The sequence below is a fragment of the Winogradskyella sp. ABM4_392 genome (assembly GCF_056160445.1).
In genome coordinates, this window is the sequence record NZ_JBSWXE010000002.1 from 389323 (window position 1) to 403866 (window position 14544).

General features: G+C 33.1%; 16 protein-coding genes. 4 read left to right on the forward strand and 12 right to left on the reverse strand.

Translation table 11 applies throughout. The features are described from left to right. Nucleotides 1–2: 2 nt before the first annotated feature. Nucleotides 3–428 carry a PaaI family thioesterase gene (locus ACXAFS_RS07870; protein WP_475306258.1) on the reverse strand — a complete coding sequence of 142 codons (426 nt, stop codon included), beginning with the start codon at nt 426–428 and terminating at the stop codon, nt 3–5. 54 nt (nt 429–482) lie between these two features. On the opposite strand from ACXAFS_RS07870, the gene ACXAFS_RS07875 reads away from it, so the two are divergent. Together ACXAFS_RS07875 and ACXAFS_RS07880 are read left to right on the forward strand one after the other, a co-directional pair. Beyond that, entirely contained in the window at nt 483–1136 is a 654-nt protein-coding gene (locus ACXAFS_RS07875) for an alpha/beta hydrolase (protein ID WP_475306259.1), read from the forward strand. A gap of 173 nt (nt 1137–1309) precedes the next feature. Next, nucleotides 1310–1885, forward strand: coding sequence for a GNAT family N-acetyltransferase (locus tag ACXAFS_RS07880; RefSeq protein WP_475306260.1), 576 nt, complete (start codon nt 1310–1312; stop codon nt 1883–1885). Nucleotides 1886–2161: 276 nt separating this feature from the next. Here the strand turns inward: ACXAFS_RS07880 and ACXAFS_RS07885 are convergent, their stop codons facing one another. From ACXAFS_RS07885 to ACXAFS_RS07895, 3 genes are all read right to left on the reverse strand, one after another. Further along, the gene (locus ACXAFS_RS07885; protein ID WP_475306261.1) at nt 2162–2485 is read right to left on the reverse strand and encodes a YtxH domain-containing protein; all 324 of its coding nucleotides are present in this window, start codon (nt 2483–2485) and stop codon (nt 2162–2164) included. A gap of 108 nt (nt 2486–2593) precedes the next feature. Beyond that, a complete protein-coding gene (locus tag ACXAFS_RS07890) occupies nt 2594–3112 on the reverse strand; it encodes a RidA family protein (RefSeq protein WP_475306262.1) in 519 nt (172 codons plus the stop codon). A gap of 207 nt (nt 3113–3319) precedes the next feature. Beyond that, nucleotides 3320–3988: a gamma-glutamylcyclotransferase family protein gene (locus ACXAFS_RS07895; RefSeq protein ID WP_475306263.1), complete on the reverse strand. Its 669-nt coding sequence runs from the start codon at nt 3986–3988 to the stop codon at nt 3320–3322. 290 nt (nt 3989–4278) lie between these two features. Between ACXAFS_RS07895 and ACXAFS_RS07900 the strand changes: the two genes are divergently transcribed. Further along, a complete protein-coding gene (locus ACXAFS_RS07900) occupies nt 4279–4647 on the forward strand; it encodes a hypothetical protein (RefSeq protein ID WP_475306264.1) in 369 nt (122 codons plus the stop codon). A gap of 91 nt (nt 4648–4738) precedes the next feature. On the opposite strand, the gene ACXAFS_RS07905 is transcribed toward ACXAFS_RS07900, so the two are convergent. Both ACXAFS_RS07905 and ACXAFS_RS07910 read right to left on the reverse strand, forming a co-directional pair. Further along, entirely contained in the window at nt 4739–5686 is a 948-nt protein-coding gene (locus tag ACXAFS_RS07905) for an NAD(P)H-dependent flavin oxidoreductase (protein ID WP_475306265.1), read from the reverse strand. Nucleotides 5687–5795: 109 nt separating this feature from the next. Further along, nucleotides 5796–7025 carry a class I SAM-dependent rRNA methyltransferase gene (locus ACXAFS_RS07910; protein ID WP_475306266.1) on the reverse strand — a complete coding sequence of 410 codons (1230 nt, stop codon included), beginning with the start codon at nt 7023–7025 and terminating at the stop codon, nt 5796–5798. 215 nt (nt 7026–7240) lie between these two features. Between ACXAFS_RS07910 and ACXAFS_RS07915 the strand changes: the two genes are divergently transcribed. Then, on the forward strand, nt 7241–7906 hold the full coding sequence (locus ACXAFS_RS07915) for an acetyltransferase (RefSeq protein ID WP_475306267.1): 666 nt from the start codon (nt 7241–7243) through the stop codon (nt 7904–7906). Here ACXAFS_RS07915 and ACXAFS_RS07920 read toward each other — a convergent pair whose 3' ends face one another. The 6 genes from ACXAFS_RS07920 to ACXAFS_RS07945 all read right to left on the reverse strand — a co-directional run bounded on the left by ACXAFS_RS07920 (nt 7907) and on the right by ACXAFS_RS07945 (nt 14456). Further along, on the reverse strand, nt 7907–9190 hold the full coding sequence (locus tag ACXAFS_RS07920) for a phenylacetate--CoA ligase family protein (protein ID WP_475306268.1): 1284 nt from the start codon (nt 9188–9190) through the stop codon (nt 7907–7909). Nucleotides 9191–9217: 27 nt separating this feature from the next. Further along, nucleotides 9218–10594, reverse strand: coding sequence for a hypothetical protein (locus ACXAFS_RS07925; RefSeq protein ID WP_475306269.1), 1377 nt, complete (start codon nt 10592–10594; stop codon nt 9218–9220). Next, a complete protein-coding gene (locus ACXAFS_RS07930) occupies nt 10594–11898 on the reverse strand; it encodes a phenylacetate--CoA ligase family protein (protein WP_475306270.1) in 1305 nt (434 codons plus the stop codon). The genes ACXAFS_RS07925 and ACXAFS_RS07930 overlap by 1 nt, the downstream gene beginning before the upstream one ends. 209 nt (nt 11899–12107) lie before the next feature. After that, nucleotides 12108–13166: a hypothetical protein gene (locus ACXAFS_RS07935; protein ID WP_475306271.1), complete on the reverse strand. Its 1059-nt coding sequence runs from the start codon at nt 13164–13166 to the stop codon at nt 12108–12110. Further along, nucleotides 13166–13921: a hypothetical protein gene (locus ACXAFS_RS07940; protein WP_475306272.1), complete on the reverse strand. Its 756-nt coding sequence runs from the start codon at nt 13919–13921 to the stop codon at nt 13166–13168. The genes ACXAFS_RS07935 and ACXAFS_RS07940 overlap by 1 nt, the downstream gene beginning before the upstream one ends. Then, a complete protein-coding gene (locus tag ACXAFS_RS07945; RefSeq protein WP_475306273.1) occupies nt 13908–14456 on the reverse strand; it encodes an RNA polymerase sigma factor in 549 nt (182 codons plus the stop codon). The genes ACXAFS_RS07940 and ACXAFS_RS07945 overlap by 14 nt, the downstream gene beginning before the upstream one ends. Nucleotides 14457–14544 lie beyond the last annotated feature (88 nt).

Sequence of the window (14544 nt, forward strand, 5' to 3'; positions counted from 1 at the left end):
TATTACTTTTTAAGTGGTAATGAAATGGTAGACAATCGACAAATAGAGATTAGATTATCCTGCTCGTCTGTAACTCTAATATCTAGCAATTGTGTGGTACGACCCTTATGTAAAAATGTAGCTCTCGCATACACATAACCTTCTTTCACACTCTTTAGGTGATTAGCTGTAATCTCTAAACCTCTAACAAAATACTGCTCTAAATCTATAAAAATGTGCGATGCAAAACTCCCAACACTCTCCGCTAATGCTGCAGTAGCTCCACCATGCAAAACACCATCTGGTTGATGTACTTTTGGAGTTACCGGCATTCTGGCCACCAAAAAATCCTCACCAAAGTCTATCATCTCTATGCTTAAGGTTTCCAATAAAGTATTTTTACTGACAGCATTGGCCTTTGCTAGAATTTCCTCTTTAGATAGTTGCATAGAAAAAATGTATTTTTAAAATCGATAACAAAAATACTGAAACTACCAAGAATAATGAATTCAGAAGAAAAAGAAATCACATATACAACGCGCAACTCCTACTCTACTCTAAACACACTAACCGAAAACACTAAAAATGTGTGGTTTGTGTTTCATGGTATGGGTTACCTAAGCCGTTACTTTTTGCGTTATTTTAAACATCTAAATGCTGAAGAAAACTACTTTATAGCTCCACAAGCACCTAGCAAATATTACATACAACCAAAAATGCATGTTGGTGCCAACTGGTTAACAAGAGACAATACCGAAAGCGGCATGCAAAACATTCTTAATTATTTTGATGCTGTTTTTGAAGCTGAAAATATTCCTGAAGATATTAATCTTATTGTTTTAGGTTACTCACAAGGCGTGAGTGTTGCTATGCGTTATTTGGCTAAACGACAATTACAATGTTCACAATTGGTATTACATTCTGGTGGCATTCCTAAGGAATTAACTGCTAAAGATTTTCAATACTTAGATGAGATTCCTGCCTGCGCAGGAATGAAGGTAAAACTCATTTACGGTACAGAAGACGAATATTTAGATGCTGAACGAATAGCGCAAGAATCGCAACGTGCGGAAGAACTCTTTGGTGAAAAACTAACAATTCTTCCTTTTGAAGGTAAGCATGTGGTTAATGTAGATTATATTAATGAATTGGTTTGATGATAACGTCACTTCGAGTGATTCTGAAGGATGAAGAATTGTATCGAGAAGCAATTTTACTAAAGTTCTCGATACATTTTGTATCTGTTTCGACTGCGCTCAGCATGACACAAAACACTCGAACTGACGATATAATGAATTAAAAAAAATCCCAATTTCAATAGGAAGTAACTATGAAAGCACCAACCCTAGAAAACAACCGTGTAAAACTAAGTCTGCTAGACTTAAGTAATTACAAACATTTAGAAAGTATTGCTCAGCAAAAAGACCTCATCTACTACTCACCTTCTGATATTTCTACACCAGAAAAACTAAGGGATTATGTGCAAGTGGCTGTAGATGGCTACTACCATAAAACTGTTATTCCGTTTATTGTATTTGATAAAGCTTCCCAAACCTATGCTGGCTCAACACGTTTTGGGCTCATCAATTGGAAAAACAAATTACTGCATATTGGCTGGACATGGATTGGGCACGAATTTCAAGGGACTGGATTGAATGTGAACATGAAATTTTTGATGCTACAGTATGCTTTTGAAACCCTTGAGTTTGAAAAAGTAGAATTTAGAATTGACCAACGCAATAATAAATCGAGACGCGCTGTTGAAAAACTTGGTGCTTCTTTAGAAGGTATTCTTCGCAGAGATGTACTTATGAAAGATGGCTACAGACGCAGTACATGCTGTTATGGCATTTTAAAAGAAGAATGGCAAAGTATAAAAGCTGAATTGCTTAGAGTTATTGGTTAATGGTATCATCACTTCGAGTGATTTTCTATTGACTAAGCATAGTCGAAGCCAGAAAAAATTCTATCGAGAAGTATTACTTACTTGGTTCTCGATACAAATTTTATTCCTTTCACTCATAAAATTCACTCGAACTGACGGAGATAACATAAGCTGCAAATCTGAACTCGTTTCAGATTCTGAAATAAATTCAGAATGACAAATTCAATTAAAAGATTGCCACGCTGCGCACGCAATAACGGAAATAAAAAAGCCACAATTTAATTGTGGCTTCTATTACTAACTTGTTTGCTGTAAGGTCTTATTCTTTTCTTTAAGAATAGCCAATTGTTTTTCTAAAAAGATGATGGCTTCTTCTGTTTTGTAACTGGCTTTAGAAGCAAAGTCTTTCATATCTTCTTTAAACTTGTCTTTACCTGATTTTGCGGCTTTAGACAAATCGTCTTTTACTTCTGTAAAATCATCTACAAGTTTGTCTTTTATCTCCTTGCCTTCTTTTTTAAGATGATCTCTGGTAACACTGCCTTTATCTGGTGCTAATAACACACCTGCTGCTGCACCAATTAATGCTCCTAATACTAATGCTCCTTTATACTGAATCATAATTTTTCTTTTTTAAGTTAAACCTCATTTTACTTATTGGTAGTAAAATCTTGTGTTTTGTTACAAACAAATTCAGTGCCAAAGGTTTAAATCTAAAAATTTGTAACGCTATTCCGATTTATGTACTTCCAATTCTATTTCTACCATAAACTCAGGAAGTGCCAAACCTTTCACTTCTAACCAAGAACCAGTAGGAAAACCGTTCTTGTATACTTCGGCTCTGTAGGCAGATTTTTCGAGCATTGATGCCATATCAGTTGTAAAAATATCTTCTTTAACTACATCATCAAAAGTACAGCCAAAGTGCTTCAATATTTTTGCTAAGTCGGCATAACAGTTTTTCATTTGTTGTTCTATATCACCAACAGCTGTTGGGTTACCTTCATCATCCATACTTACTGCTCCAGATATTTTAATGTCATTTCCAATTTTTACTGCGTGAGAATAGCCATATGCTTTTTCTACATCTGGTCGTAACAGAAAATACTCAGGCTTTTCAGCTTTAATAATAACCTCTTTTTCTACTTCTTTAATGTCTTCCTTAGGTTGTTGTTTACAACTTTGAAGCCCTAGAACTAATGCAAAAAGCATTACGAACAAAATTTTTTGGTTGGTTAGATATTTCATAATCTTTGTTGTTTAGTGATTAATTAATTTGGTTTCGTTCTATGGCATTTTTAGGGAGAGGATTTTGTATGGTGCTTATCTGGTTTTGTGTAAGTGTCAGTAACGTGAAAGTGCGCAAGTACATTCCGCTGACGCACCTAATTTAGCAAAACGAGTTGAATTTTGGAAATTCAACCGTTATTGGGCTTACACGTTGTTAGCCAACGTTTATTTTTTGGGCTTTACATAAACATCTGATGGAGAGATCACTTTATTTTTGTCGTAAGGTTTTGTTGAAGATTCAAATTCTTCCCTGAATTCTTTTCCAATACTATCACATGCATTTATCACAGTGTTCACATAGAAGTCTGGTAAAAATGTATTGTCATCTTTTTGGTACTCGTAGATGTGATTATCATCAGCTTGATAGGCATATACTTTCGTGCCTCTAATTTCATATTCTTCAATTCTATCCGTCACATCAATTCTTTTATACCCGAATTCTCGTTTGTCAAATTCCGTCAATTCCTCAGGGGTAATAAAAAATAATACACAATTCATTCTATCGTTTTCGGATTCCTCAATGTTCAATGCTAGTTCATTTTTAAATGGAATTGTATCTTTTTTATTAATGTAGAACAGATCATTAGGTAGTCCATCCATTGAACGAAAATGATTCCAAGTTCTTTGATAATTTTGAAGATGAACAATAAATACGGAATCATTGTAAGGACGATTCAAAGTTCTTTCCATACTACGCTTTGACATTAAAGAACCATATCCAATCATTCCGATTTTATCATCATCTATATTAATAATTGTCTTTGATGCCTTCTTATCGCAACTAACGAAAAGAAATAATATTAGAACTAGAATGGCAAGAATTGGACGTTTCATCTTTGTTATTTTTGTTTTCAGATCTATTATAAATATTGGAGTCAAAATTTTGGCCAACGTTAAGATATAGTTCCGTTTCAATGAACTATATCGATTAATACAGAAACAAGTTCAGCACAGGTGAGCTAAGTTCACTTTTTTTAAGCAACAAGTCAATACGTAACCTTACGTATTTTTCGAAAAATGAAGGAAAACCCAACCGTTTTATCGTAAAAATATAAGTCCTACCGAGAATTTTGAGCATTCCATATCTAAACGGTTATTTTACGCTCAACCAATCTATTACACCTATGAAAACTATAGTTTTATGCTTTATGCTGTTCTGTTTTAGTGTCAGTTCAGCACAGATTACCTTAGAAGATGACGGTTTACATTTTGCAGTTGGTGCTGCCATCTCAAGCGGAACGTATGCTTATATATATTCTAAAACCCAAAATAAGAGCAAAGCCTTTTGGTTTAGTTTCGGTTTGTCTTCTTTAGCTGGTATTGCAAAAGAGTTCTACGATGGTAATATAATTTCAGGAAAGTTTGACAACAGTGAGATGATTTCTACCATGTTGGGTGGACTTTCGGCAAGTTATACCTTTAATATTTTTACAGGTAAGCGTAAAAAGAAAAAGAGAGAAGAAGAACTGGCTGCTTTACGTTATAAGCCTTAATATTTTTTCATCACAAATCAGTTCGAGTAAAATTCTAAACGAATTTTGTATCGAAAACTGTTGAGAAAAAATTACACTAACTTCTCAAAACTTAATTGACAAGCTTAGTCACAATATCCTTTACTGGTAGTATTTCTGTGGTATGCTCAATGCTTGGTCCTGCAACCCAAACTGTTTTGTAAGTGGCTTTTTTGGCAGCTTTTTCAGTGGCTTTCATACCTATTGAAAAACGTATCATTTTTACCCACTTCTTCAGCTTTCGGTTTTTGTTGAGCAAGTTCTCTATCCAAGTAGATTTTGTTCCTATTTTTTGAACATAAGGTGTGTTAATCACAGTACAAGGAGTACCTGAGATACGCTCTGTCATTACAATATCTTCAGCGCCATAATCTACACAAGCTTGCTTATATTCATCTGTAACTCCTGCTTCTTCCGATGCTATAAACGGACTACCAACCGACACTCCAGAAGCACCATAACTCAACATTTTGTCTATATCTGCTCTGCAACCTACTCCACCAGCAGAAATCACAGGAATTGATAATTCTTTGTTCAGTAAACTCGTTAGTTCTTCTGGTGACATATTGCCTCTGTGACCACCTGCTTCGTTGTTTACTGCAATAGCTGCATCAGCACCTAAACTTTCCACTTTTTTGGCAAACCTTAAATCGGTAACATCACAAAAGACTTTAATTCCGGCTTTATGTGCTTGTTTTATGGTTTCTTCCGGACTTCCTAATGAGGTAATGATAAAATCGCAACCTTCTTCGCAAAGCACCTCAAGCTGCCCTTTGTATTTAATGTTAGACTTGTTTACAATAAGGTTAAAACCAAATGAACCGCCTTCTACTTTATTTGCCTTTAACTCTTTAATAGCTGCTCTTAACTCTTCTAAAGTTCTGTAGTTGAGCGCAGGTATACAACCTGCTATACCAGCTTTCATGGCTTCTGTGACCATAGCCACATTAGACACCAAAAACATTGGTGCTTGTATTACAGGATATTTTATATTGAGTAGTTCGGTTAGTTTAGTTTGCATACGTTTTATTAATTTGGTTTCAACTGCACTTCGACTGCGCTCAGTGTGACAAATGCAACCGACAATCGAATTCAAATATACTAAAATATATTATGCATGCATAACACTTTTATTCTAAAAAGCGATAATATCCACATTTTAAGTAAGCACCTTCTGGAAAAGCAACAGGATGATCTACATCGTGCTTTGTCTTTAAAAGGGTTTCAAAGAGTCGATCTTGACCATTTAATACATTTTGATTCAAATCGAAAAACGATTGCGCTGTAACTCTAGATGAGCACGAAGCCAACACCAACAAACCTTGTTTTGCCGTAAGCTTTTCACCTAATTCTGCCAACTGTTTGTATTTCTTCTTTGCCAATTCAATTTCACTTTGTTGCTTGGCAAAACTTGGAGGATCTATAACAACCAAATCAAAAGTCTTTTTTTGCTTAATGAGGTTTTCCATTTCTATGAATGCATCACCTGAAATAGTTTTGTGCACACCAGAATAGTCGTTTAACTTTCCATTTTCTCTGGCGACATCAAGCGCTTGTTTGCTTATATCTAAGCTGGTGACTTCAGTAGCTCCATTTGCTAATGCATGTACCGAAAATCCGCCAGCATATGAAAAGACATCGAGCATTGTTTTGCCTTTACTCCACTCACCAACGCGTCTTCTATTGTCTCTATGATCTAAGAAATAGCCTGTTTTATGACCTTTTAAAACATTTGCGGAAAAATGGACTCCATGCTCTATAAATTTAACTACTTCATTTTCTAAAGCACCATAAACCACTTCTCCGTCTGCAAAATTATGATGACTGCTGTTCTCTAATTGTCTGCTTAGCCTTAACACTATGGTTTCAGCATTAGAGACCTTTTGAAGACTTTGTAAAATCCACTCTAAATATGGTAACCATATTTCAGAATACAATTTTACGACTAAAACGGTATCATAAACATCTGCTATTAAACCTGGAAATCCGTCATTTTCACCAAACAATAATCGATAGCTATTGGTTTTAGTTTCAAGTAGTTCTTCACGCTTTTGATAAGCAGTTTCTATTTTTTGTTGGAAAAATTCTGAATTTATAACGGCTTTGGTCTGTGCATTATGAATCATCTTAATGCGAATTGGCGATTTGGCATCATATAATCCAATGCCAATAACCTTGTTTTTATTCTTACTAAAAACAATAGCTAAATCACCTGTTTTTGCATCGTGATTTATCTTAACAATACTATTAGAAAATACCCAAGGATGACCTTTTACAACAGATTGTTCACCTTTTGCATTAAGCTTTACTGCTAAGTTTTTAGGTTTTATTTCTACTGAAAAAGATCTGTTAAATGCCATAAACTGAATAAATCTTAAGTATTGAATTCTAAGAATTTACTGCAAAAATAGCTCTAAATAGTACAAGATTTTCACATTTAATGGATGAAATTACACTGTTTAGCGTGATTACTGCTGTATTTAGCAATGATTGGATATATTCGAGCCGTAACCAAATCTACTTTGACAATTCGATTGTTGACCCTAGACCAATTAATTTGTCAAAACCTAATGAAATGAAAAATATAGTAATTTATGGTGCTTCTGGCCATGCTAAAATGATTGTAGACATTATTTTGAAGAATAATGACTACAACCTCATCGGTTTTATAGATTCTTATAAACCTGTGAACTCTACAGTATATGGCCATAAAGTCATTGGAAATTTAGACTCGCTTTCTGTATTAATTAAGAAATTTAATATTGAAGGTATTGTTATCGGAATAGGTGATAATGATCTAAGATTAAGTATTTACAGAAGTATTAAAAAAATAGTTCCGAAAATTGAGTTTGTTCCGATTGTTCATCCAAGCGCAATTTTAGCAGAGGATATATTAGTACCAGAAGGTGCTGTTTTAATGGCTGGCACAATTGTAAATGCTAATGCCAAGCTTGGTAAATTCTCCTTACTAAATACAAAAGCATCATTAGGACACGATTCTGTAATGTCTGATTTTTCTAGTCTTTCTTCTGGTGTTACTATTGCTGGAAATGTTACTATTGGATTTTGTTCCTCCATTTGCCTAAGCGCTTCAGTGAGCCAAGGCATTACTATTGGAGACCATACGGTTATTGGCGGTGCTTCTTTGGTTTTAAAATCTATTGGAGATTTTAAATTAGCTTATGGTGTGCCTATCCATACAGAAAAAGACAGAAATTTAGACTTAATGCATACTGCATAATTACTTATAGTACTCGTTTACCACTTCGCGTCGTTTACCAGAAGATAAAAGCGGTATTTCGTTTACGTAGTTAATTTTTATAATAGCATCATCACCAAAATGTGCTTTATAATCTGCGATGATTTTGGCTTCATCAACTTTAGTATCAGTGTTGAGATTGATATGATATTCAGTCTTGGTTTTTTGAACGAGCTGAAACTGTCTAAACTTACCATAATCCATTAATCGCAATGATAAGTGCGATGGAATTAAATTCCCTTTAGTATCGTAAAGCTGATCTACCTTTCTACCTGAAATATTAGTGAAATATTGTATACCATTTTCTTCTTCCATAATACCAATATCACCTGTATCGTAACGCAACAAAGGTGTTGCAAAATTATAAAGATCTGTAAGCACTATTCGTCCTGGTTGACCATATGGTACTGAAGCGTCTGAATCTAACTCTAGAACTTCCATAACGTAACTAGAATCATTAATTCTGAAGCGTTGGTCGTTAGGACTAACTTGTTGTGCCATGATACCTGTTTCGTTATTAGAATAACGCGACAAAGGTGTTATACCAAAATAGTGTTTTGTCTGATTTCTGGTATAATCATTTAAGGCTTCTGACATGGTAATTATGGACTTGGTCTTAAACTGAATTGGGTTGTGCTCTAACCCATCAATGTACTTACAAATCTTTTCTAAAGCTGTAGGATAAGTCAAAAAACTAATCTCTTCATTTTGTTTATTCAATTTTGAAATGAGTTGCTCTATACCTTTATCTGATAGATTTAAAATGTTCCATGGCATAAAGTTTTTCAATAAGAAATTAAAACGCAATTTGCTATCAATTCGTTTTGGCCAAATTCTGATAAAGGCTAAAAAATCACCAATTTCATAACCCGATTTTTGTGAGAAGTAAATATTATCAGCCTGTACTTTATAAACCTTTTCAGGATTTTGATAAAGACTAAAAGGTGAACCTGTTGAACCACTTGTTGAAGCTATTTTACATTCCTTCTTGTCAAATTTTGAAGAAAAAAAGGCATCAAAATCTTCTCTAATAATATTCTTATTAATTACAGGGAAATCTTGGAGGGTTTTAATTTCTTTATCGTTGTAGAATGATGTGGTCTGCTTTGCATGTGCAATCAACTTATTCAATTGTTTTGCATTTTCAGCTTTGGACCATTCTCGATTCTCCGCATCTAAAATTGCGTGAGTTTGAGTACACAACCGCTTTAAAGGTTGACCTAAAATCTTATCTAGAAACCAAAAAATGTTTCGTCTTAAATTCAATAGAAAATGTATTTACTTGAGATTCAATCACTCAGACCATTTGTACAAATCAAAATACTCTGAGGTGTACAAAAGTATACTATTTTCAGGGACTGAAGGATTAAAAAACGGACTTCCTGGACCAGGATACAAATCGTTATGACCTTTGCTTTGTCTTAACAACAAAACCTCATCATACTTAGAAGTTATAGACTCATCAACCTTAAGATGAGCCTGTCCTACTTTAGTTTTTAGTTGCCAAACTACCCACCAATCAAGACCATGTCTTACCATAACAATCGTCTTATCTGGATTCTGAATTTTTGCTTTCATTACAACTAAATCATTGTAAGATTCAACGCTTATGCTATTCTGTTTTGGAAATATAAGATTATAAATTACTGATATTCCTATAAATACACATAGCAAAACAACAAACTTTGATTTGTATGATGCTTTTAGGTATGGATACACTAAAATCAAAGCGATTAATTGCGGTATAAACAACATGAGGTTAAAGCGTCTCCAAAGTTCAAAACGTAATAATGGTATTGACAACAAAGCAATAAACCACAAAAATATTGTAAACAAATGCTTTTGTCTGGTTTCTACTTTTAGATTTCTAATAGCTAAAAACAACACCAAACCAATTAAAGCACTTAAAATAAAACTAGCAATACCAGCAGGATAGAAAGCAATTCTCCATGGTAAACCAAACCACTCTTCAAAAATATTAATTGCGTTAAATGCTCTAAATGAATCTAACCACCAGACAATAGCAAACCCTATAATTGCAGTTATAAGAATTGGAGCAACAGCTTTTACCTTATATGCTGAAATTAAATATATCACAAGGAAAATGATAGATATCGCAAATACACCAAAATGTGTGAACGCAATGTAAAATAGAACTAAAAGTATAAGTAATCCGTGCTTTGCTGATTTGTCCTCGAAAAACTTCAGAAACAAGTACAAAAAGAATGTAAACCCAACAATTGCATAAGCATTTTTCATCATCTCTGCACCTAAATAAAGTGGTGAAAACGAGAATAATGCAAATGCAACAATTGTATATTCAAAAGATTTTGGTAACTCAAATTCAAGATAGTTATTGATTAATTTATATAGTGGAATAACCAATAAAGGAATACTCAGCGCACCCAATATTTTAATTCCTAAAATAATAAGATACTCTATAGACTGTGAAGGAAAAACAAAAGTCAAAACCTTTACAAACAATGCGTTGATATAGAATATTAAAGGCATGTCATTCATAGCTAAATGACCTTGCTCTAAAATACTTCTAACCTGTACAGGATAGTAACCTCCATTAATACCTTTGATGATAGACGATTGAAATTCTTGAAACAATCTAAAACCAAAGGCAAGCAATCCTAAGATGAAGTAAACGGTTTTCTTACCCATTAACTAATTGAATTGTAATACTCGTTAACCACTTCCCTACGCTTCCCTGAGTTTAATAATGGAATATCATCTACGTAATTAATTGTAATCTCGGCATCAGCCCCAAAATAAGACTTATATTCTTCTACCAATTGTTTCTCGTCTACTTTTTTATCAGTATTCAGGTTAACTTCGTATGCTTTTTTATCTTTTTGAACTAGTTGAAATTGTTTGTATTGTCCATATTTACAAAGTTTAGCAGAAAGATGAGATGGTACTATATTTCCTTTAGTATCGTATAGTAAATCTAAAACTCTACCTGAAATTTCTGTAAAATAAGGTCTATTATTTTCATCTAATTGCATTATACCAACATCTCCTGTATCATATCGAATTAGTGGTGTTGCCCAATTGTATAAATCCGTAATTACAATTCTACCACGTTGACCATAATCTAATTTTTTATCAGAATTCAAATCAAAAATTTCCACAACATAACTAGAGTCATTGATCTTAAATCTTAAATCACCTTCTTCTATTTGTTGAGCAATAATGCCATTTTCGTTGTTTGAATATCTGGATAACGGTTGAGTACCAAAATATTGTTTTACGGAATTCCTTGTGTAATCATTTAAAGCTTCAGAGATTGTAATTATTGATTTTGTTTTGAAAGTAATTGGGTTCTCTTCTAACTTGTCTAGATACTTACAGATTTTTTCGAAACAAGAAGCATAGCCTATAAAACAAACCTCTGAGGATTGTTTGTTTAGCTTTTCGATAAACGTTTTTAATTCATTATCAGAAAGATTAAAAACACTCAAAGGATACATGTTTTTTAACTGAAAATCTAGTTTTTTCTTCAAACTAAACGTATCTGACCAAATTTTCACGTATACCAAAAAGTCACCTAATTGGTAATTAGATTTCGCTGAGAAATAAATATTATCAGCTATATTCTTCTGAATTTTTTCTTTGTTGTGATATACACTAAAAGGAGAACCTGTAGAACCGCTTGTAGAGACTTTTCTGCATTTTGAGATATCATATTTTGAAGATTTAAATTCATCAAAATGATCTCTAATAATGTTTTTATTGATAACCGGAAAACTATCTAATCCATCTAAAGGATTAAGCCCTTTGTAAAAATGTGTTGAAGTTGTTGCGTGCTGTAGCAAGTATTCTATCGTACTCTCTATAGAATTAGAAATAGGTTTTGAGTTATCAAGTAGCTTTTGGGTATTATTCAACTCTGTTTTAACTGGATTTCCTTTTACGGAGTCACTGAGCCAAAATATCTTTTGCCTAAGGTTTATGCCTCTTTTCATTATAATTGATTAATAGCTAACAAAGCCTAACACATTAATTATTAGGCTTATGAAACAATTATACTAAAAAGATAGACTTTCATTAATAATTATAGATAAAGTGAAAAAAAAACGCAATCAAATGAATGATTGCGTTTCATTTACTTTAGATTCTGCTTTAAGATGAATGACAAAAACCCTTACTTAACGCCTTTAAGCAATCTCATTTTTTAATTAAAATCAACTCTTAATCCTACTGCAAGATTATTAATATCAACAGGATTATTCTTAAATATTGGATTCATATCATATTTTACAAACACACTAAAGTCTTTGTAACCTATATAGGCATTGAGTCCATAGGTGAACTTATTAGTGTTAAAATCATCCCACTGTATTTCTGTTATGCGTTTTCCATCTTCTTTATATGATATCCATTGCCTGGTAAATAGCCTGTAAGCTGCAAAACCTCCTATTCCTATCCTAAAACCTTCTTGCGAACGTAAATAGGTTTGATCTGTTTTTTTATCATACTTAGGTTTTGAAAAATCAAGTTCTAAAAATAAGGGTATACCTATATTAAAATAGCTAAGTCGTGCACTTTTGAGATTTAAACCCGAATCTTCAATAGTGGTTTGACCTTGATTAGTAACTAGAACAGCATCATCATTATTAAAAGTAAGGTCTGTCATCATATTCATAAAACCAAATTTTATATTCCACAAGTTGGTATCTTCCTTTAATCTATACTTAAAGGTTGCTCCCACTTCTCCATATCCTAATGGGTTGGTATCAAAACCATCGCCATAATAGTCATTGTTTCCATTAATAACAGTATTGACACCTAAAGCAATAACAAATTGAGACGTCCATCGTTTTTCGATTTTAATACCAGAAACACTGTCTTTATAATAATTAATATTCTCAAAACTCCGTGTAAAGGCATTTCTAGATTCACTATCACTTAACTCTAGTGTGCCGTTAAGTCTATTCTTAACCAGCAACTGCAATCTTTGTTCTTGGGTAGCAATAGCTTTATTTATTCTATCTGCGTGGTACGTTGCCAGTTCTTTCTTTTTAGCTTCCGCTTCCTCTTCAGTTATTTCTTTCTTTTTAAGCTTTTTATCAATTTGGGTTATGGCTTTTTTCAAGGCTTTTTTCTCTGCTTTGGAGATAGAGTCTATACTAGAAGCAATATTAGAGGCTTGTTTTTCAAATATCTCATTTTGAGACCAAATAGTCTGTGAAGATATTAGAGCTAATAATGTGATTATTATATATTTCATCATTACAAATTTTTTAATTCTTGTTTTTCAAAATTTCTGTTTGCAAAGGCTTCCTTTACTTTTTTAATTTCCCTACTGGCTCTATTAAAAATCCCTTTATTCTTTTCATCAAATAATTGGCGTTCTAATTCAATTAAAAGCGCATCAGACTCTACATATTTTTCTGTTGTTTTTTTTAGAGTACCATTAAGCTTTAATGAACTACTATCAGTAGCTGTGGATGCTAGCAAATCCTCTGCTGTGATATAAATAAAGTGTTTAGGTAATTTACGGTTTAGTGTATCTGGCTTTTTTACAACATCTCTGTTTTCTTCTACAACGACCAGCTTATTATCTTTTTCTTCTCTTGAAATTAAAGATTCTTCTTTTATTTGAGATACGCTTTTTTTAGCAGTAATTAATGGTAGTTTCTCTGATTCTTCTAGTACAACAATTTTGTTCGATTCTTCCTCCTTAGTTTGAGTTAATTTGTCCTCAATATTTGTTGGCTGTTCATTAATTGGTTGCTGTGGTTCTTCATTTACTATTTTTTGAATAGGTGCCTCATCATCTAAACTTCCAAACATCATTTTTGCACCCACAAAACACAACATCAAAATTATTGAAGCAGCTACGGCATATGGTAACCAAACCATTCTCTTTTTCTTCTGCTTTGCATTTAAAGCTTCTATTAGGCGCTCTCTGGCATTGTCCGAAGGTGTTATTTCTCGATTGCCAATAATTTCCTTAATTAAATCTTCTGTATTATCGTATTCCATAATTATTTGGCTTTAAATGTGCTAACTGTGCTCTCAATAAAGACTTTGCATGTGCTAGTTGAGACTTGGAAGTTCCCACGCTTATTTTTAGTAATTCGGCAATCTCCTTATGCTTATAACCATCTATAACAAATAGGTTAAATACCGTTTTACATCCTACAGGTAATTTGTCAATAGCACTCTGAACATCTTTTAAAGTCTCATCATAGTTTTCAACGACTTGGACAGAAAAATGATGATCATAAACTTCTACTACATCGAATTTGTTTTTACGAATACGTAAATACGAAATACATTCTCTAATCATTATTTTTCGTAACCATGCTTCAAAACTTCCCGTAGGTTCGTACTTATTTAAATTTTGAAAGGTTTTCTGAAATCCAATCAACATAGTATCTTCTGCAAACTGTAAGTCTTTTATATACTGTCTGCACGTACTAAGCATTTTTGGTGCGTATAAATCATAAAGTGCGAGTTGCGCCTTTTGGTTAGACTTTTTAGCCAACCTTATAAGCTCGTTTACACTTTGATTCATAGAAATTAGTTTTGACATCCTTTCGCTTTCTATTAATAAAAACGCTTTTGATAATAAAAAGGTTGGATGGATGGTCAATTTTTTTTTT

Coding starts and splice junctions, on each gene's coding strand:
- ACXAFS_RS07945 (WP_475306273.1), bottom strand. CDS start 14,456: ATGAATCAAAGTGTAAACGAGCTTATAAGGTTGGCTAAAAAGTCTAAC.
- ACXAFS_RS07905 (WP_475306265.1), bottom strand. CDS start 5,686: ATGCAAACTAAACTAACCGAACTACTCAATATAAAATATCCTGTAATA.
- ACXAFS_RS07895 (WP_475306263.1), bottom strand. CDS start 3,988: ATGAAACGTCCAATTCTTGCCATTCTAGTTCTAATATTATTTCTTTTC.
- ACXAFS_RS07880 (WP_475306260.1), top strand. CDS start 1,310: ATGAAAGCACCAACCCTAGAAAACAACCGTGTAAAACTAAGTCTGCTA.
- ACXAFS_RS07885 (WP_475306261.1), bottom strand. CDS start 2,485: ATGATTCAGTATAAAGGAGCATTAGTATTAGGAGCATTAATTGGTGCA.
- ACXAFS_RS07870 (WP_475306258.1), bottom strand. CDS start 428: ATGCAACTATCTAAAGAGGAAATTCTAGCAAAGGCCAATGCTGTCAGT.
- ACXAFS_RS07925 (WP_475306269.1), bottom strand. CDS start 10,594: ATGGGTAAGAAAACCGTTTACTTCATCTTAGGATTGCTTGCCTTTGGT.
- ACXAFS_RS07930 (WP_475306270.1), bottom strand. CDS start 11,898: ATGAAAAGAGGCATAAACCTTAGGCAAAAGATATTTTGGCTCAGTGAC.
- ACXAFS_RS07910 (WP_475306266.1), bottom strand. CDS start 7,025: ATGGCATTTAACAGATCTTTTTCAGTAGAAATAAAACCTAAAAACTTA.
- ACXAFS_RS07875 (WP_475306259.1), top strand. CDS start 483: ATGAATTCAGAAGAAAAAGAAATCACATATACAACGCGCAACTCCTAC.
- ACXAFS_RS07935 (WP_475306271.1), bottom strand. CDS start 13,166: ATGATGAAATATATAATAATCACATTATTAGCTCTAATATCTTCACAG.
- ACXAFS_RS07915 (WP_475306267.1), top strand. CDS start 7,241: ATGAAAAATATAGTAATTTATGGTGCTTCTGGCCATGCTAAAATGATT.
- ACXAFS_RS07890 (WP_475306262.1), bottom strand. CDS start 3,112: ATGAAATATCTAACCAACCAAAAAATTTTGTTCGTAATGCTTTTTGCA.
- ACXAFS_RS07940 (WP_475306272.1), bottom strand. CDS start 13,921: ATGGAATACGATAATACAGAAGATTTAATTAAGGAAATTATTGGCAAT.
- ACXAFS_RS07900 (WP_475306264.1), top strand. CDS start 4,279: ATGAAAACTATAGTTTTATGCTTTATGCTGTTCTGTTTTAGTGTCAGT.